The organism is Arthrobacter mangrovi, from assembly GCF_026011795.1.
GTDB classification, from domain to species: Bacteria; Actinomycetota; Actinomycetes; order Actinomycetales; family Micrococcaceae; genus Crystallibacter; species Crystallibacter mangrovi.
Map to the genome: position 1 here is coordinate 1 of NZ_BRVS01000015.1, position 17,571 is coordinate 17,571.

The 17,571-nt window shown below is 63.8% G+C and carries 15 protein-coding genes; 5 read left to right on the top strand and 10 right to left on the bottom strand.

All coding sequences use genetic code 11. The features are described from left to right. Positions 1 to 303 precede the first annotated feature (303 nt). The 10 genes from AHIS1636_RS13735 to AHIS1636_RS13780 all read right to left on the bottom strand — a co-directional run bounded on the left by AHIS1636_RS13735 (position 304) and on the right by AHIS1636_RS13780 (position 9,231). Positions 304 to 1,041 (bottom strand): gamma-glutamyl-gamma-aminobutyrate hydrolase family protein, encoded by a 738-nt coding sequence (locus tag AHIS1636_RS13735; protein WP_264796405.1) that lies wholly within the window; start codon positions 1,039 to 1,041, stop codon positions 304 to 306. Between the two features lie 115 nt (positions 1,042 to 1,156). Then, a complete protein-coding gene (catA, locus tag AHIS1636_RS13740) occupies positions 1,157 to 2,017 on the bottom strand; it encodes a catechol 1,2-dioxygenase (protein WP_264796406.1) in 861 nt (286 codons plus the stop codon). A 43-nt stretch (positions 2,018 to 2,060) separates the two neighbouring features. Beyond that, entirely contained in the window at positions 2,061 to 3,323 is a 1,263-nt protein-coding gene (locus AHIS1636_RS13745) for an NAD(P)/FAD-dependent oxidoreductase (protein ID WP_264796407.1), read from the bottom strand. An 8-nt stretch (positions 3,324 to 3,331) separates the two neighbouring features. After that, complete coding sequence (locus AHIS1636_RS13750; protein ID WP_264796408.1) at positions 3,332 to 3,652, bottom strand: 2Fe-2S iron-sulfur cluster-binding protein; 321 nt, start codon at positions 3,650 to 3,652, stop codon at positions 3,332 to 3,334. Between the two features lie 93 nt (positions 3,653 to 3,745). Then, positions 3,746 to 5,239, bottom strand: coding sequence for a glutamine synthetase family protein (locus AHIS1636_RS13755; protein ID WP_264796409.1), 1,494 nt, complete (start codon positions 5,237 to 5,239; stop codon positions 3,746 to 3,748). A gap of 59 nt (positions 5,240 to 5,298) precedes the next feature. Further along, complete coding sequence (locus AHIS1636_RS13760) at positions 5,299 to 6,018, bottom strand: type 1 glutamine amidotransferase (protein ID WP_264796410.1); 720 nt, start codon at positions 6,016 to 6,018, stop codon at positions 5,299 to 5,301. Continuing rightward, positions 6,015 to 6,305 (bottom strand): hypothetical protein, encoded by a 291-nt coding sequence (locus AHIS1636_RS13765; RefSeq protein ID WP_264796411.1) that lies wholly within the window; start codon positions 6,303 to 6,305, stop codon positions 6,015 to 6,017. Before AHIS1636_RS13765 ends, AHIS1636_RS13760 begins: the two co-directional genes overlap by 4 nt. A 13-nt stretch (positions 6,306 to 6,318) precedes the next feature. Beyond that, positions 6,319 to 6,915 (bottom strand): aromatic-ring-hydroxylating dioxygenase subunit beta, encoded by a 597-nt coding sequence (locus AHIS1636_RS13770; RefSeq protein WP_264796412.1) that lies wholly within the window; start codon positions 6,913 to 6,915, stop codon positions 6,319 to 6,321. Further along, positions 6,912 to 8,237 carry an aromatic ring-hydroxylating oxygenase subunit alpha gene (locus tag AHIS1636_RS13775; RefSeq protein WP_264796413.1) on the bottom strand — a complete coding sequence of 442 codons (1,326 nt, stop codon included), beginning with the start codon at positions 8,235 to 8,237 and terminating at the stop codon, positions 6,912 to 6,914. The genes AHIS1636_RS13770 and AHIS1636_RS13775 overlap by 4 nt, the downstream gene beginning before the upstream one ends. Positions 8,238 to 8,439: 202 nt before the next feature. After that, positions 8,440 to 9,231: an IclR family transcriptional regulator gene (locus AHIS1636_RS13780; protein WP_264796414.1), complete on the bottom strand. Its 792-nt coding sequence runs from the start codon at positions 9,229 to 9,231 to the stop codon at positions 8,440 to 8,442. A 221-nt stretch (positions 9,232 to 9,452) separates the two neighbouring features. Between AHIS1636_RS13780 and AHIS1636_RS13785 the strand changes: the two genes are divergently transcribed. The 5 genes from AHIS1636_RS13785 (at position 9,453) to AHIS1636_RS13805 (ending at position 17,551) form a co-directional block, all read left to right on the top strand. Beyond that, on the top strand, positions 9,453 to 10,634 hold the full coding sequence (locus AHIS1636_RS13785) for a M24 family metallopeptidase (RefSeq protein ID WP_264796415.1): 1,182 nt from the start codon (positions 9,453 to 9,455) through the stop codon (positions 10,632 to 10,634). Further along, positions 10,618 to 12,375 carry a hydantoinase B/oxoprolinase family protein gene (locus AHIS1636_RS13790; RefSeq protein ID WP_264796416.1) on the top strand — a complete coding sequence of 586 codons (1,758 nt, stop codon included), beginning with the start codon at positions 10,618 to 10,620 and terminating at the stop codon, positions 12,373 to 12,375. Before AHIS1636_RS13785 ends, AHIS1636_RS13790 begins: the two co-directional genes overlap by 17 nt. Before the next feature lie 24 nt (positions 12,376 to 12,399). Further along, complete coding sequence (locus AHIS1636_RS13795; protein ID WP_264796417.1) at positions 12,400 to 14,499, top strand: hydantoinase/oxoprolinase family protein; 2,100 nt, start codon at positions 12,400 to 12,402, stop codon at positions 14,497 to 14,499. 220 nt (positions 14,500 to 14,719) lie between these two features. Next, complete coding sequence (locus AHIS1636_RS13800) at positions 14,720 to 16,219, top strand: purine-cytosine permease family protein (protein ID WP_264796418.1); 1,500 nt, start codon at positions 14,720 to 14,722, stop codon at positions 16,217 to 16,219. Positions 16,220 to 16,528: 309 nt separating this feature from the next. Continuing rightward, positions 16,529 to 17,551 (top strand): sugar ABC transporter substrate-binding protein, encoded by a 1,023-nt coding sequence (locus AHIS1636_RS13805; RefSeq protein ID WP_264796419.1) that lies wholly within the window; start codon positions 16,529 to 16,531, stop codon positions 17,549 to 17,551. The last annotated feature ends 20 nt before the right edge of the window (positions 17,552 to 17,571 follow it).

Here is a 17,571-nt window from a genome sequence, read left to right on the forward strand (position 1 = left end):
CGTTTTTCTTACAGTCCCCGCAGGGACCGTGCCCTTCGAGACGAGGCGATCCGTAGCTTAGCCTCCGCCGCAGCGAGCTTAGTCACCGCCGCGGTGTGGTCCGTAGACGGCGGATACGTGGCGCAGTAGTCGAGCGTTTCGCGGAGTTCTGTAACGCGAGTGAACGCTCCGCTAGCTATAGCTCCCAGGAGTCCTCCTGCCAAGGCGGCGATGAACAGTGCCACTCCGAGGGGCACGGATCCTTCAAGCCAAAGAAGCTGACCAGCACCGGGTAGGAACCCGGGCCAGATAGGGAGCGCGTCTTTAGCGCGAGTTTGTTGATGGCTGGATAGATTTGTTCTGCCGGGCAGCGTCGACCAAGGCTTTGAAGATGGCTTGCTGCCTTGGATCTTCGCTGGCCAGCACTTCGGGGTGCCATTGCACTGCCAGGACCTGCCGCGCCTGATCTTCGATGGCTTCAATGCAGCCGTCGGCCGCGCGTGCTGTGACCATCAGGCCTTCGCCGAGGCGGTCAACGGCCTGATGGTGGGCGGAGGCGGTGGGAGCTGTGGTGCCCAGCAGTGCGGCAAGCCGGGATCCAGGTAGGAGGTCGACCGGGTGACGGGCGAAGGCGCCAGCAGGGTCCGCCGTGTGCCGATGCCGGTGATCGATATCCGACGGCGGCAGGTCCTGGATGAGGGTGCCGCCGTAAAGCACATTGATCAGCTGCATTCCGCGGCAGATGCCGAAGATGGGCAGGTCCTTCTCGAGGGCATGCTTGGCGGCGGCGAAGTCGAGATCGTCCTGCGCCGGATTGGTGTCGTAGACGCGGGGATCCGGTTCCTGACCGTAGCAGCGGGGGTGCAGGTCTCCGCCCCCGGGGAGCAGCAGCCCGTCGATGTCCGGTCCCGCGGCCCAGGTTTCCGGGGTGAGCGGCACTGGGATGCCGCCTGCGGCGCTTACGCGGTCAGTAATGAGCCCGATAAGGCGATTGGCTACTGCCACACGGTTGTCCAGCGCCGGATCACTGAGGCGTACGGGGATACCGATTCTGGTTGACATTCTGATCTCCTTTGATCGTGCACTAGGCCCACACCGCGCCGGGCAGTACCTGGGCATGCCGCGCCGCCCCCTGCGGTGGGCTGAGAGGGCGGCGCGGCGGTCGGATTGTGGCGTGTTAAGGCTGTTCCGGATCGAGGACGAAGTTGTAGGTGACTTCGTTCCCGCTTCCATCGGCCTTGGGGTGTGGGGCGAGGACCAGTTCGGGTTTGACCGCGGTAGCGATGTCGTCTTCCAGGTGGCTGTCGCCCTGGAAGTAGAGCTGGGCGGTGAGCAGTTCGTGGCCGGGTGCGGAGACCTTCAGGTGCAGGTGGGCCGGGCGCCATGCGTGCCAGCCGGCGGCCTCGATCAGCTTGCCGCAGGACCCGTCAGTGGGGATCTGGTACGGCGCGGGCTGGATGGTGTTGACGGCGAAGGTCCCGTCCGCGTCGGCGATGATGGTTCCGCGCAGGTTCCATTCCGGCAGGCCGGGAGCGAACTGCGAGTAGAAGCCGTGGTCATCGGCATGCCATAGTTCGATGTTGGCGCCGGCCAGCGGTCGGCCGTCGACGTCCCTGACCTGTCCTGCGAAGAGCAGGGGAGTGCCGGGCTCGTCGGCGCGCATGGGCAGGCTGCACGTGGCGGGCAGTTGCGGGGCGCCGGCAACGTAGTACGGTCCTTCGATGGATCCTTTGGACCCTTCGCGGTGGTCGGTGGCTACTTCCTCGACGACGTGTTCGACCCAGACGTCCATGAAGAGGGGCCATTCGCCGTCCAGACCGACCTGAATCAGCCAGCCTTTGACAGCCTGGTATTCGTCATAGGTGACCCGGTGCCGGCGGATCACGTCGTGGACCGCCGTCAGGACTTCGGTGGCCAGCTGGCTGACCCGTTCCTTGGGCGTGTCCAGGTTTGTCGCGTGGTTTTCAAAGTAGCGTTCGGTGGCGCGGCCGCCTGAGTCGGCTGCGGTAGCCTCGAATTCGGTGACTTCCTGCGACATGTCAGTTCTCCTTTGCTCCGTTGCGTTGTGCTGGGTGGCTGAATCAAATTTCCCGGATCAGGGTCTTCAATGGGAGACCGGTGTTGTGGGCATCTGTGGGGTCGATCGTGGCACCTTTGGCCAGGGCACGTTTGACGGCCATGAAGTCGTGCGGGTTGTTGACGGCGTCGGCGGCGATCAGCCGGCCGTCGCGGTAGTACAGCACGGTGAACTGCTCGGTACCGGGCTCTCCGCGGATCACGTAGTCGTCGAAGCCCATCGACAGGCCGGCGATCTGAAGTCTGATGTCCGCCTGATTGGACCAAAACCAGGGCACGGCCCGTTCCGGCCGGGGCCCGTCCATCAGTGAGGCGGCGGCTACCTTGGCCTGGTCCGCGGCGTTCTGTACCGATTCCAGGCAAATGGACTCGGTGGGGTAGAGCGGATGCGGCTGCATGGTGCAGTCGCCCGCGGCCACAATGGCAGGGTTGCTGGTCCGTGCCGCGTCATCGACGATGATGCCGCGGCCGCAGTCCAGTCCCAGCTTCTGCGCCAGTTCAATCCGTGGTTCGACGCCGATGCCGATGATCACCAGGTCGGCAGGGAGCACCATGCCGTCGGAGAGCTCAACACCGCTCACGCTGCCGGCGGATCCCCGCAGGGCCGTGACCGAGGCGCCGAGAAGCACCTTCGCCCCGCGCTTTTCGTGGGCGGTGCGGAAAAATTCCGATATCGGAGGGGCGGCCACGCGCTGCAGCAACCGGTCGAAGGTCTCAACCACGGTGACATCCAGGCCACGCCCGCGTGCGACGGCGGCGGCCTCGAGCCCGATGTAGCCACCGCCTACGACGACGACCCGCGTAGCGCCGGGAAGCAGTGTGCGCAGCCGACGGGCATCCGGGATATCCCGCAGGTAGCAGACCCCGTCGAGGTCCCCGCCTGGCACCGGCAGGCGCCGAGGGCTTGCGCCGGTGGCCAGTGCCAGCCCGTCGAAATGGATTGCGTGGCCGGCAGAGGTGGTGGCGGTCCCGCCTGCGGAATCCTCGTCCAGGACGATGTCCTCGATATGCGCGTTGGTGAGCAGCCGGAGGTCCTTGTCCTGGTAGAAATCATCGGCGCGCAGGAGCAGGTTTTCCTCGTCCATCTCGCCGGCGAGGAATTCCTTGGACAGCGGCGGGCGCTGGTACGGCGGGTCGGCTTCCAAGCCGGTGATCGTGACAGGGGCCGTGTACCCCGCGTTGCGCAGGGCGACGGCGATGCCGAGTCCGGCTTCGCCGGCACCGACGATCAGCGTCCCGGTCTCAGTTTCAGTCGTGACGGTGTCCATGGGGTCCTTCACTGTTCGGGGGCAATCTCTACTTCGAGCCCGTCGAGTTCGTCGGACATTCGGATTTGGCAGGAGAGCCGGCTGTTGGGACGGCGTTCGGAGGTGGCGTCGTCGAGCATCTCGTCTTCGAAGTCCTCGGCCGCACCGGCGCGTTCCAGGCATGAGTCGGACACATACACGTGGCAGGTGGCGCAGGACAACGCCCCGCCGCATTCCGCGACGATGCCGGGGACACCGTGTTTGACGGCGGTTTCCATGACCGAGGCCCCGACGCGGGCGTCCACGGTGTGTGTGTTCCCGTCCGGGGAACGGAGAATGATTTTGGGCATGGGGATCGACCTGCTTATCTGTCTGTTCTGTGCTGCAGTGTCCGGGTGCCGTCGGCAGCGACGGCACCCGGATGATGGTTCCTGGTGGTGGGGCTAAAACACCTCGAAGTACTCGCGGTGCTCCCAGTCGGTGACGCCGTTGACGTACTGGTCCGCGTCCGGATGCTCTGCCAGCCAGGCCTGGTACCTGGTCACCTCGCTGCGCTTCATGGCGACGAGGTAGTCGATAAAGGTGCTGCCGAAGGCCTGCCGGTAGAAGGTGTCGGCTTCGAGGGCGTCGATGGCTTCGGCCAGGGAGGTGGGCAGCTGCGGGACGTCTGCCTTGTAGGGGTCTTCGCTGAGCGGGCCGGGCTTGGTCTTGCTCAGGATTCCGTCCAGTCCGGCGGCGGCCTGGGCGGCGATGTAGAGGTAGGGGTTCGCTGCCGAGTCGCCTACCCTGTTCTCCACATGCGATGCTTTGTCGCCTGGAGCCGAGATCACGCGCATCATGGCGGCGCGGTTGTCCTGGCCCCAGGTCAGCCGGTCGGGTGCCAGCGAGTAAGGCCGGCGGCGCCGGTAGCCGTTGACGGTAGGTGTGGTGAAGACAGAGGCGGCGATGCCGTGCTCCAGGGTGCCGCCCACGTAGTGCTGGCCAAGGTCGGACAGCGGCTCGTCGAAGGAGGGAACCATGAGATTCTCGCCCGTGGAAAGGTCAACGACGGAGGTGTGCAAGTGCCAACCGTTGGCGTAGAACCCCTGGATGGCCGGCGTGCACATGAAGGATGCAATATGGCCGTGGCGCTTGGAGATCTGCTTGACCGCCATCCTGAAGAGCACTGCGGCATCGGCGGCGGCGAGCCCGTCGAGGACGTCGAACGTGGTTTCGACCTGGCTGGGTGCCCACTCGTCGTCCAAAGAGCGTAGGGGCAGGTCCATGGATACGAGCGCCTTGCGGATTGGCCGCAGAATGTGGTCGATCTCGTCCAGATGGTCGCTGAGCAGGTAGTTGTAGCCCCGGGCAACGGGCGCCACTTTCGGCGGATCGGCCGGCGAGCCGGGGGCGCCGAGGGACCCGTGTTCGAGCATGTTGTCGACGAGCCGGGTGAGGTACCACTCCATCTCGATGCCGGCGACGAGTCCGTAGCCGTTCTCAGCCATCTTGCCCAGTGAGGTCTTGAGGATTGATCGCGGGGCAAAGGGGAACAGCCGGCCGTCGGACATGTACAGGTCGCAGATGACGACAGCTGTTTCCTCCACCCAGGGCAGGACAGTGAAGGTGCCCGGGTCCGGGACCATCTTGACGTTGGGGCTGCCGCCCAGGCCTTCGATGGCGAAGCCGCCGTCGGGGGAGAACGGGTTGAGCACGATGCCGTTGGCCGTGTCGAAGAAGAACGGCGCCATGGTGATGTCCATCCCGGACTCCAGGCATGCCAGGTAGGACTCCTTGGTGACGGATTTGCCACGGAGCAGGCCGTGCTGGTCGGGCCAGACGAGGCGGACGATCTCAATGTTGCCACTGTCAAGGCTTGCGCGGTTGCGTTCTGCAGCCGCGAGCTGCTCGTCAGTGTAGAGGTTGAACTTGGGGATGAACTTGCTGGAATTAGACATAATCAGGTCCTTTGGAGCAGTGCTCGGCGGCGGGCGCCGCCGGACGGTTGGTGGTGTTTCTAGACGGTGATGCGGCCGGTGAGCCAGCCTCCGAGAATTTGCCGTGCTCCGGCCCAGGCCGTGTCCCGGGATGCAGTTGCCTCCGCAAGTACGGCTTCAACGTCGATGCCATATGTGCGCAGCTTGTCTTCCTCTATTGAAAGCAGCTGCCGGATACCGGCAGGAGAGATTTCCGGGTGGAACTGGATTGCGAGGGCCGAGCCAAGCCGCCAGGCCTGCGGGTACTGGTCGGAGACTGCCAGCAGCTCTGAACCTGCCGGGGGGAGGAAGGTATCGGTGTGGAAGGAAAAGAACCGTCCACACAGCCAATCCGGCAGTGGGTCGCCCGAAGCCTCCGCCGTTCCCTGAACTGTCCGGACATCGATGAATCCGCATTCCAGTCCCCGGGTACCGGGCATGGCCTGGCCTCCGAGCGCCCGGGACAGGATTTGCGAGCCCAGACAGATGCCCAGCGTAGGGACCCCTGCCTCGGTTGCGTCCCTGAGGAATGTCTCTTCGCTGAGCAGGAAGGGATGTGCAGCCGTATCGTAAGCGCTGTGGGGGCCGCCCAGGCAGATCACTGCCGCAGTGTCACCGTCACCGGGCTGCGGCAGCGGTTCCCCGCCAAACGGACGGACTGTCCGGGGCACCAGCTCCTGCTCTCGGATCAAGCGGTCCAGCCACAGCAGATCCGCATCATCGAAATGGGTGATGATTACGACCTCGCCGCCGCGGTTCATGGCTGAGGCCGTGGCTCGATGCGGGACTGCCAGGGGTGCCAATGGTCGGTCCCGGCCAGGGCACGCATCAGCTCCGTAGCGCTGGCCCGGTCCAAAGCCAGCCACGAGTCATCTGGCCGGACCCCGTAGGGCGTGAAATCCCAGATTTTCAGACGTTTGACCTCGGCAATGATCGGTTGCATGCTGGCCGCTTCGCGTTCGAGACGGCGTATCCTCTGCTGCAGCAGGCTGTTTTCCCGTCGCAGCTGTTCCAGGTCGGCGTAGTGACCGTCCTCATGTGTCGTCATTTTCGGCCTCCCCTCAGAAGACCAGCGTGAGGTTTTCGTGGATGTGCTCGGAATCGAGCAGGTTGGCCTGCTTGAGTCTGATGGTCCAGCCGCCGTCCTGCGGTTGAAGCACGTGTCCGTACCAGCCGGTGTAGCTCTTGGCGACCCCGGCGCGGAATTCGTTGACGATGAAGTTGGAACGGATGAAGCGCAGGCCGCTGGCTGGTTCGTCCAAGACCTCCATGTTGCTGATCATCCGGCGGGTACGGGACTGGGGGATCTGGCTGAAGGCGAGGCCGGTCCGCAGCCAGTAGACGCGATCAGTGAGGCGGCGGCAGTCGTCAAAGGCGTGGGAGACTTCCAGGCGCGGGTTGCCGCCTCCCGGGGTGATGGGTACCCAGTACAGGCAGTCGGGCCCGAAGAGCTCCAGCCAGTCATTGAAGCGGCCTTCGTCGATCAGCCGGGCTTCGCGGGCCAGGAATCCTTCGGCGGCGCGCGCAGGCTCGACTTCGGCTACCGGCCAGTCCTCGGCGAGCACCCGGCTGAAGCGGTCAAGGTCCGCGTAGAAGGAATCATCAACGTGGTAGGACCAGCTCGAGGTGTCGGAGTAGTCCTCAATCTTCTGGCTCATGCGGGCTCTCCGTTCATCAGGCGCAGCCATTCTTCGTAGTAGCCGCGCATGTGGATCTCGTCCGTCACGGCGGTGACGATGACGCCGTTCTCGTCGATGGTCTGCCAGCCGTCCACGTTCAGGCCGCGGTTCATGAGGACCCATTCCTCCTCGGTGACGGCCAGTCCGCGCTGGACCTCTTCGAAGTTCGCCTGATCGTCCGGCTCGCCAAAGGCCGGGAAGTCTTCCTGGGTGCGCATGCGCATGGTGTTGACTTCCTCAGGAACCCCGCCGATCGATGTGGCGTTCCAGGTCAGCTGGGTGCGGTCCACGCTCAGCGGCTCGATCACCTGGATCTGGTTGCCGATGATCAGCAGGTTCGGGAAGATGCTCAGGTTGATCTGCCCGCCGGCGCTGATATCCAGCAGCCGGTCGGCGTCCTCGGGATACTTGGCGCGGATCAGTTCCTCGAACTTTTCGCGGCCGGGCTGGGGACGCTGGTTGGCCCAGATGCTGCCGGGACCATCAAAGTTGGGTCGCTGGTCGATCACACTGTGGCCGTTGCCCAGCGAATACACCTTCATCGGACCGTCGTCCGGGGTTTTGCCGAAGTAGGACATGTCCTTGCTGTCGCCCATCCGCGAAGCCATCTCCAGCAGTGAACGGTGCGAAAACGAGGGGTGGTAACCGTCTCCGGCATTGTCGAAGGCGAGCTTCCAGTTGCCGCGGTAACCCATCCGGTGTGCCGCGCTGCGCACGACGACCTCGCCCTCCGGGGCCCGGTCGATCCAATAGTCCAGCCAGGGCCGGGCTTCCCCTAGATAGTCGGCCAGCGGCGGTGCCGCCTCGCTAAGGGTGCCGAAGATGAAACCTCGGTACGAGTCGACACGGGTGACCTTGCCAAGGCCGAATTCGGACTTATCGAAGTCTGGCCCGTAGCCCTGCGGCCAGGGGGCGCCGACCAGTTCGCCGGTGTTCTTGAAGGTCCACCCGTGGTACGGGCACTGGAAGCTCTTGGCGACACCGGTTTCCTCGCGGCAGACAGTGGCCGCGCGGTGTGCGCAGCGGTTGAAGACCGCGTGCAGGCCGCCCCGGCGGTCACGGGTGACAATGATCGGCCGCAGGCCCAGTTTGGTGGACACGAATGAATTGGGTTCGGGGAGCTGCGACTCATGCGCCAGGTACACCCAGGTATGGCCGAAGACCTTGACCATTTCCTCGTTGAAAACGCGCTCGTCAGTATAGAGGGACCGGTGAACCCGATCCTCCCGGACGTATTCGCGCCACGCAACGTCCTGCGCTTCCGCGGCCGTGGAACTGGAGATCTCAGGGGAAACCACCATAGAAATGCCTCCTCAATGTGGGCCAGGACTCTGGCTCGGGGACGGTTGCACCGAGCGTAGGGTGCGCCGTTTCAGCCGGTCTACGGTCTTGTACCGCATTTCGCTGAGGAGAATAACTAAAAGGTATGTTTTTCCTATGAAAATGCCGTCCGGAAATATGAATCTTTCGGGCGCCGGATACCGCTGCCTCCCACGCAGATCCCTATGAGGCGTGGGCAGCAGCCCCCCGGGCAGGCTTGCCTAGATCCGCTTCGGCCGTGGCGACGGCATCGCGCAGAGCCTCGACGTAATCCGGGATCTTCTTGCGGTTGAACCGAATGCTGGGAATGGCTACGGAAATGCCTGCGACCGCGCGACCCCCAGGGTCCTTCACACAGGCAGCGATACCCGCAATTCCCTGGGCGGCCTCTTCGAGGTTGAGTGCGTAGCCGTTCTGCCGCACGGTCACCAGGTGCCGCTTGAGCGACTGCAGGGAGGTGATCCGGGACGAGCGCCACGGCGGGAGCCCGCCGGCATGGATGGACTCAAGCTCGGCGTTGCTAAGCGTGGCCAGCAATGCCTTGCCGCCCGCAGAACAGTAGGCGGGCACAAGGTCCCACATGGCCGTGCGCACACTCAGGGACTGAGTGCTCTCGATCCCGTCGATGTACCTGACCCTCGGCCCCTGCAGGACCCAGACCTGGATGGTCTCGTCGAGGGTCTTATTGAGGGTCTCAATGGAGGGCCAGATGGCCCCGCGGAGCTGGTTGGGCGGGTAGGACATTTCCTCGTGGGGGGCCAGCTCCGGCCCGGCCCGGTACCGGCGCTCCCTGTCCTGGACTGCGAAGCCGTCGTAGCAGAGGGCGGCCAGCAGACGGTGTGCGGTCGAGGGGACAACGTCGAGCATTGCGGAGGCATCTTTGACGCTGAGGACCTGACCGTCGCGCAGGGCCACGAGCAGCCGCAACGCGCGATGCACGGAATCGAGCGGAGGCACCTGTTCAATATTTCGCATGGAAGAATCCTTGCACCTCCTGTTGCCCTAGGGGAAACCGATTTGTAATGTCCTTTCCGAGTCAGATCCGTGATCCGCTTCACACCTCCCCGTTGGTGTCTTCCGGTGCCCTCGGGAACACGGTTCCTTGACTACCCATACTCAACGGGGTCGGTTTGCCGGCCCGCTACCGCTAACTGCGTGGGCCTGCGGGTCCGGCAGCGAATGCGAAAGGTGCGCAGATGCCCAATTCATTTTCCGAGCGGGACCGCCGCTGGGACCTGCTGAACAAGTCGATGCAGGAAAACGGCGTGGACGCCCTCATCTTTGCCGCCAATGATTACCGCGGCCACAAGGGGGCGCTGCGCTACGTTTCCGACTACAACCTGCCCCATCGTTCCGGCAATGCCGTGATGTTTAAGGATGAGGAGCCGGTGCTCGTACTCTCGGGAAACCTCATCGGCGGACGCCGGCCAACCAGCGGCTGGGTCAGCGACTACCGCTTCCCGGGAACCATCGCCCAGGGCCTGGTCGACGCCTTCAAGGGCCGCAGCTTTTCCAAGGTCGGCATCATTGGGCTGGGACAGGTTATGAAGGTGGAAGAGCACCTTGCCCTGACGAGCGCCTACCCCGAAGCACAGTTCATCGACTATTCGGCCCAGTTCGAACTGATCCGTTCGGTCAAGAGTGCGGCGGAAATCCGCGGCGTCGAGGAATCAGCGTTCATCCTGGACCAGTGCTTCAGCCGGCTGCTGGAGATCGCCCGGCCGGGCGTCACGGAGCGGGAGATCGGCGCCGAGATGTACAAGGTCGGGCATCAGCTCGGCGGCGAGGACCCATTGTTCCTCACCATGTACACGGAAGTCGACGGCGGTAAGACCGGGGCGACCTTCGGACCCCCGCGTGACCGCGTCCTGACCACCCACGACATCCACACCTTCTCCTTTGAAATCGTGGGGCCCAAGGGCTACTGGACCGAGCTGTCCCGGATGGTCACCTTCGCCCGCCCGGCGGACGACGACGCGCGCATGGCCCGGGCCGTTACCAAGGGTTTGGCCGCAGCCGCAGCGCAAATGGCACCCGGAACCTCGCCGTCGGACGTCCAGCGGTCTATCCTCGAGGCCATCGGCACCGAGGGAGCCACCTCCTCCTACTGGTCCGGACACTCACTGGGGCTGGACGTGCTCGAACAGCCCTGGATCGGCCTCGACGTAGTCGAGGACGGTACCCAGTCCCAGGACACCGCCCTCCAGGCCGGCTATGTGCTGGCCGTGCACCCGATGGTGCTGGATGACCGAGCGCAAACCAGTGGTTACATGGCCGACACCTACGTCGTCGAGGAGACCGGGAGCCGTAAGCTTTCGGAGCACCCGACCGGCCTGCACCGTCTTTCGAAAGGTGAAGTACATGTCAACGAATGCTGAGAACAGGATCGATCCGATCACGGCATCGGTGCTGCAGCGCCGGGTCGACGCGATCGCCAAGGAAATGGCGACCATGCTGATGCGGTCCTCCCGATCACCGATCTTCAACGAAATCGGGGACCTGGTGACCGTAGTCTTCGACAAGGATGGCAACACGCTGGCCCAGGCCGAATTCGCCGCCATCATCGCCTTCGGCGCCCATCCGGCGCTGGAGTACATCATCAACTACTACGGGGACGACATTCACGAAGGCGATGTTATCGTCCACAACGACGTCTACCACGGAGGCAACCAGAATGCGGACACGGGCATCTTCATGCCCGTCTTCTCTGCCGGCCAGCTGGTCGGATGGACCGCTGCCAAGGGCCACATGGCCGATATCGGCGGGATGACCGCCGGCGGCTACGACCCGAACGCACGGGACATCTGGCAGGAGGCCCTGCGCATCCCCCCGGTCAAGGTCGCGGAGAAGGGCGTTTTCCGCAGGGACGTGTGGGACTTCATCGCGGCGAACATCCGCTTCGATTTCGTCATGGAAGACATCAAGTCCATGATCGGCTGCTGCACCATCGGAGCCCGCCGGCTGGGGGAGCTGATCGAACGCTACACGCTGCCGGTCTACGAGAACCACATGGACTATATCCTCGAAAGCTCAGCGCGCCAGGTACGGGCCGAGGTCAGCCGGTGGGCCGACGGACACTACTACGGCGAAAGCTGGATGGTCTCCGACGGCTTCGACACCACCAAGCGCTACAAGATCGCCTGCGACATTGAAATCAAGGGTGATGAAATCACCTTCGACTTCTCCGCCAGCGACGACCAGGCGCCGGGCATCACCAATATGCCACCGGCCTCTGCCAAGGGAGCCGTGCGAATCGCATTCCTGATGCTCATGGCCAGCGGGGACATTAACATCCCCACCAACCAGGGGCTGTTCGAACCCATCAGAACAGTCTTCCGGGAAGGCTCCGTCCTGAACCCGCGCTTCCCGGCCGCCACCGTCTTCGGGAACCAGATGTCTGACGAAGTGGTCGAGTGCATCATGACGGCACTGGCCGGTATCCTCCCGGACCGGGTATCCGCGGGCTGGAACAAGTACCTGTGTACGTCCACCAACGGCGTCGACCCGCGCACCAACGAAGAATTCGGCACCTTGACCGTCTTCCAGCGGACCGGCCCCGGAGGCGTGCAGGGGACCGACGGCTGGGACGCCCTGGGCTTCACCGGGACCGCCGGGCAGATGCGCGCACCGGACCCGGAAATGTTCGAACTAACCTCGCCGCATTTCCTCGAATACCACGAGTACCTGCCCGACTCCGCGGGCGCCGGCGAATACCGCGGCGGGATGGGGACACGTTCCGCCTGGGTCAGTTACGGCGAGAACCAGCATGGAGTCACTCTCGGGGACAATGTCCGCGCCGAAGGCGCGGTGCCGGCACAAGGACTCTTCGGCGGCATGGATTCGGGTCTCAACGACATGACGGTCACCTTCCCGGACGGAACGGTTCACCAGTGGGGGTCCAAGGAGATCATCGCCATGCCCCCGGGGACCAGGGTCGAATCCCTGCTCGGCGGCGGTGCCGGATACGGCGACGCCTTCAAGCGGCCGGCGGAGAAGGTCCTGGCCGAGGTCCGCGACGGCATTCTCTCGGCAGAAAGGGCGCGGTCGGATTACGGCGTCGTCCTCACCTCAGACGGAACCGCCGTCGACACCGCACAGACCGCAGCGCTTCGCGCCTAAGACATATCCGGAAGGTCCATTCCCATGAGCATCAGAATCGGCATTGACGTCGGCGGCACCTTCACCGACTTCCTGGTCATTTATCCCGACGGCCAGCGGCGCATCCACAAGACCAGTTCGGTTCCCTCCAATCCGCCGCTTGCGGTCTACAACGGGCTGCAGGAGATTGCCGCACTGGACGACACGTCCATTGAGGACTTTCTGGCCGGTGTGGAACTGATTGTGCACGGCACCACCGTCACGACGAACGCCCTTCTCACCCGGCGCGGACCCAAGACCGCGCTGCTGGGCACCGAGGGGTTCAGGGACGTGCTCCCGATGCGCCACGGCACCCGCGAGGAGCCCTACGACAACCGGCTGGAACAGCCCGACTCGCTGGTGCCCCGGCATCTGCGGCTGCCGGTGGCCGGCCGTCTCGATTACAAGGGGGACGAAGTCACCCCGCTGTCCGAGCAGGACGTGCGGGACGCCGTGGCAGTCCTGCAGGAGCAGGACGTGGAGTCCGTGGCCATCTCCTTCATGCACTCGCATGCCTCGACGGTCCATGAGGACCGCGCGGCGCAGATCGTGGCCGAGCTGATGCCGGGCGCCTACATCACCAAGTCCGCCGAACTTTTGGGCCAGGCCCGTTACTACGAGCGGACCAGCACCGCGGTGTTGAACTCCTACGCGGGCCCCATCATCAGCAGTTACCTATCCACACTGATGGAACTGCTCGCCGAGGTCCGGTTCGAGGGCGTCCTGCTGATGATGCAGTCCAACGGCGGTGTCGCGACCCCCGACCAGCTGGCCAGGCGCGCGGCGCTGTCGCTGCTGTCCGGCCCGGCGTCCGGCCCCACAGCCGGGCTGCTGGTCACCGCCACCCATGGCTGGAACTCCTGCATTACCGTGGACATGGGCGGTACCAGTTTCGACGCCGCCGTGGTCAAGGACAACAAGCCCCTGGTGATGACGGACGGCGAGATAGATCGCTGGTCCGTCGCCTTACCGGCGGTGGATATCCACACCATCGGCGCCGGGGGCGGCTCCATCGCCTCTGTGGATGAGGGCGGCCTGCTGAGGGTCGGACCGCAGAGTGCGGGCGCCGTGCCCGGCCCGGCCTGCTACCGCCGCGGCGGCGTGCATGCGACCACCACCGACGCCGATGTGGTCCTGGGCTACATTGATCCTGATACCTTCCTGCACGGCCAGATCGGCTTGGACAGGGAGGCCGCCGTTAAGGCGATCAAGACGGACGTGGCGGACCCGCTGGGACTGAGCGTGGAAGAAGCAGCAGCCGGCATCTACGAAATCGTCAATGTCAATATGGCCGCGGGCGTGCGGGACATTACCGTCCGCCGCGGCCTGGACCCGCGCGACTTTCCGATTGTCGTCGCCGGCGGCGCCGGTCCGGTCCACGCGGCCGCCATCGCCCGGGAGTTGGAGATTCCCGTGCTGATCACCCCGCGTGATTCCTCCATCTTCTGCGCGGCGGGCATGCTGGTCTGCGATTTCAAGCACGACTACGTCCAGAGCGCCAACCAGCGCCTGGAAAACCTGGATGCGGGGACGCTGGTGGCTGCATGGAAGGAAATGGCAGCCGATGGCCTCAACACCTTGCTCGCCGAAGGTGTTGACGAGGCAGACATCTCGTTTGTCCCCTCCGTTGACCTGCGCTACAAGGGGCAGTGGTACGAACTTAATCTCGAAGTGGATCCGGCTAACCTGGAGGCACCGAACGTTGCGGAGTTCGCCGAGGCGTTCCATCGGGAACACGAGGCGCTGTTCGGCTACAACAACTTCGAGATGCCGATCGACCTGCTCAACATCCGCCTCTCCGCGGTCGGCCGTACCCCTAATGATCGGGTCACGCTAAGCGGCACCATTTCCGGGGGAGCACTCCCGGAACCGAAGCGCCGCAATATCTGGTCTCCGCTGCAGCACCGCATGGTGAAGGCCGATGTCCACCAGGGCGCCGCGATGGGACCGGGCGAGGAAGTGGAAGGCCCGGCCATCATCGAACTGGGCACCACCACAATCGTGGTTCTGGACGAATACAACACCGTCGTGGATGCGAACGGTTCCTTCGTGATGTACCTGCGGGACCAGAAGGATCAGATCAGGGCACGCCTGAGTCTGTCCTGATCTGAAGCTGGGCCTGGAGGCCGCCTGTTTCGGCCTCCAGGCCCTAACCAACCGGCCACCCCTCGCTTCAACACAGTGGAGTGGTCTGGTGCAATCGCCCTACCCTCAGCCTCCGTCCGCCGCGGGCAGTCTTGCCCGCCGCCGCAGGAGGGTCACCGCTCCGGATTCTGCCGGCATGCCGTGCCCCCGCAGTACCGGAACCAACTCCAAGGAGACGGCCATGGCTTCTGCACATGACGCCACCCCATCCACCCCGCAATCCACCGGCCTCAAAGCGGCCATGGATGACAACGTCCTAAATCCCGTCGCCGCAAGCCAGCGCATGAGCGGCTGGTCCCTTCTGGCGAACACGGCCGGCGTCGGGACCACACTCGCCATGCTGCTCATCGGCGGCACCGCCAGCTATCTCGTCGGCACCCAGTGGGCCATCGCCATGGCCGCCGTTTCCGCCCTGTTCGGGTCGGTCGTCGGCATGTTGACCGGCCGTGCCAGCCAAAGCACGGGCATGTCCTCGACCGTGAGCATGCGATTCCATGGCCTTGGAGCTTCCGGATCTTCGCTGGCTTCGCTGATCTTCGCCTTCATGATCCTCGGCTTCCTGGCTTTGGAGAATGTCCTGCTCTACTACGGCACGCTCTTCATGCTGGGCTGGGCACCTAACCTGGGCAACGCAGTCCTGATCTACGGCCTCCTCTCACTTGTGTGGATTCTGCTCACGATCTTCGGCATGAAAGTCGTTCAGAAGACATCATTCTTTCTGACCATCATTGCCGGCGCCCTCATGCTCTGGGTGGGTTTCGTCGCGTTCCAGCAGTCTGGGCTTTCCGTCGGGGAGGTACTGACAGTGCGGCCCAGCGAAGTGACCCCGGTCCAGATCATGACCGTCCTGAGCATGATGATCGGCATGGCCGGCGCCTTGTCCCTAGTCGGCGCCGACTTCGCACGCTACGCCCGCACCCCCAAGGACGTCGGGATCATGGCCGTGGGCGGCAATATCATCGTGAACTTCCTCGTCGTCTCCCTCGGCGCGCTGCTCTACCAGGCAGGAGACGCCGTCGTCGCCCGATTCCTTGCGGACGCGGCCAACTCCGACATCGCGGCCGCCCAGCAGGGCAGCTCCATCGTGGAAAAAGTCCAGCACCTGGCCCATTCAAACCCTGGAGCCTACTTCGTAATCCTGAGCGGCTTCATAGGTTTCCTCGTCATGTATGCGGCACAAATCAAGGCCCAAGTCATCAACACCTACTCCGGATCCCTGACTCTGGCCAACCTGTATGACGCTGTGCTGGGCCGAAAGCCCAACCGAATCGCCATGGTCATCGCCGCAAACGTCATCGCGCTGATTTCCGTCTGGGCAAACATCCTGGGGGTCATTACGCAGTACCTGGGCTTGCTGGGCATTCTGACGTTCTCACTGTGCGCACTTGTCATCGCTGATTTCTTCATTGTCAGGAAGCGGCGTCCGGCCGATACCGCGACGGTCGAACGGATCAACTGGGCTGGCCTTGTCGCAGCCGTCGTCGGCTCCGGCGTCTCCTACTTCCTCACCGCCACGGGAATATTTCCGCTCGGATTCCTGCTGACGTTGGTCCTCACGCCGCTGGTTTATGTCCTCTTGCGGCGCTCCGTCCTGCAGGAAGGCGCCGGAACATCTATGGTTCCGGGCACGGCGGCGCTGCGGGACGAGGACGATGTGGCAGAGCCCGCGCCCGCCGCCTAGCGAATCATCCAAAGTGGCGGCGCGTCCGGATCATGCCGGCAGCGCCGCCACCAGGACCAATAAGCACGAATTATCAATTCCGGTCCAAGCGGTATCTTTAAACGCTTGAGTGGTTTATTCCTCGATGCTGTAATTGTGCATAATAGCGGCACACTCAGCAGGGCACGAATTATTCCCACAAATTCTCAGGCCCGCAGCATTTTCAAGGCCATCAAATCAGTCGCTGCCAGGCCAGAATGCCGACTCTACGGACATTCTTATCATCCACAATTATCGGGGGATTACCTCCTGCCGGAAGGATTTGGCAACATGTATAAAATCCAAATGCGCCTTACAGGATTATTTGCGGCAGGGGCAGCGGTCCTGCTTGTAGCCGGTTGCGGTACCGCCGCCGGCTCGGGGCAGACTGATGACGCATTCACCGTGGGAATGACCCTGCCCACGGCGCAGAACTCCACCATCGAGGCCATCGCCGACGGACTGCGTGCCGAAGTCGAGAATGCTGGCGGAAAGCTCGTCACGGCGGACAGCCAGTTGCAGATCGACAAGCAGATCAGCGACATCGACACGTTCATTTCGGAGGAAGTCGACGCCATCGTGGTCTTCCCACTGGACTTCCCCACGCTCAAGAATGTGCTGGAACGCGCTGACAAGGCGGGCATCGCCCTCTTTGCCCACGACGCCCTGATGACAAACGCCACTCCTGAAACCCTGTCACCGGTGCGCGCCCAAGTGATGACAGGCCGCAGCCAACAGGCCGAGGAAGCCGCGGACTTCATCGAGCAGCAGACCGGCGGAACGGGCAAGGTTGCGGCCATCGGCATCGCGGCGCCAGTAAATACGAACATCTTCCTGCTGGACAAATTCAGTCAGCAGGTCAAGCAGCGCCCCAACCTGGAACTCGTCGGCCAGAAGGGCAATCCCACCGACGACGCAGCAGGCGCGCGTCCGCTAGCCGAGGGATTCCTGACCCAGCATCCTGATCTGTCGGCGGTTTTCACATACAACGACCCGAGCGCCATTGGAGCGGCCGCGGCGGCTGCTGCGGCCGGAAAGGATGTGGTCGTTACCGGATTCAACGCGAGCCAGGACGGCTTGGACGCAGTGAAATCAGGAGCTATCGATGCCACTTGGGACTACAAGCCAGTGGAAATTGGGCAGACGCTGGGCCGGTTGGCCATTGAGTCCGCTGTCAAAGGTAACGAGGTCGGCCTCAACTACCAGATGGACGTGGCAATGGTGACCAAGAAAAATGTCGATTCCTTCGTGCCGTGGGACGACCGCGTCAAGCAGATCGAGGATGGCAAGTACCTTGGACTGCCGATCGAGTAGCGGTGCTGGCTGATACGGAA

Excerpts from the sequence above, each read along its gene's own strand:
- AHIS1636_RS13735 (WP_264796405.1), bottom strand. The coding sequence starts at position 1,041 with ATGTCAACCAGAATCGGTATCCCCGTACGCCTCAGTGATCCGGCGCTG.
- catA (WP_264796406.1), bottom strand. The coding sequence starts at position 2,017 with ATGTCGCAGGAAGTCACCGAATTCGAGGCTACCGCAGCCGACTCAGGC.
- AHIS1636_RS13745 (WP_264796407.1), bottom strand. The coding sequence starts at position 3,323 with ATGGACACCGTCACGACTGAAACTGAGACCGGGACGCTGATCGTCGGT.
- AHIS1636_RS13750 (WP_264796408.1), bottom strand. The coding sequence starts at position 3,652 with ATGCCCAAAATCATTCTCCGTTCCCCGGACGGGAACACACACACCGTG.
- AHIS1636_RS13755 (WP_264796409.1), bottom strand. The coding sequence starts at position 5,239 with ATGTCTAATTCCAGCAAGTTCATCCCCAAGTTCAACCTCTACACTGAC.
- AHIS1636_RS13760 (WP_264796410.1), bottom strand. The coding sequence starts at position 6,018 with ATGAACCGCGGCGGCGAGGTCGTAATCATCACCCATTTCGATGATGCG.
- AHIS1636_RS13765 (WP_264796411.1), bottom strand. The coding sequence starts at position 6,305 with ATGACGACACATGAGGACGGTCACTACGCCGACCTGGAACAGCTGCGA.
- AHIS1636_RS13770 (WP_264796412.1), bottom strand. The coding sequence starts at position 6,915 with ATGAGCCAGAAGATTGAGGACTACTCCGACACCTCGAGCTGGTCCTAC.
- AHIS1636_RS13775 (WP_264796413.1), bottom strand. The coding sequence starts at position 8,237 with ATGGTGGTTTCCCCTGAGATCTCCAGTTCCACGGCCGCGGAAGCGCAG.
- AHIS1636_RS13780 (WP_264796414.1), bottom strand. The coding sequence starts at position 9,231 with ATGCGAAATATTGAACAGGTGCCTCCGCTCGATTCCGTGCATCGCGCG.
- AHIS1636_RS13785 (WP_264796415.1), top strand. The coding sequence starts at position 9,453 with ATGCCCAATTCATTTTCCGAGCGGGACCGCCGCTGGGACCTGCTGAAC.
- AHIS1636_RS13790 (WP_264796416.1), top strand. The coding sequence starts at position 10,618 with ATGTCAACGAATGCTGAGAACAGGATCGATCCGATCACGGCATCGGTG.
- AHIS1636_RS13795 (WP_264796417.1), top strand. The coding sequence starts at position 12,400 with ATGAGCATCAGAATCGGCATTGACGTCGGCGGCACCTTCACCGACTTC.
- AHIS1636_RS13800 (WP_264796418.1), top strand. The coding sequence starts at position 14,720 with ATGGCTTCTGCACATGACGCCACCCCATCCACCCCGCAATCCACCGGC.
- AHIS1636_RS13805 (WP_264796419.1), top strand. The coding sequence starts at position 16,529 with ATGTATAAAATCCAAATGCGCCTTACAGGATTATTTGCGGCAGGGGCA.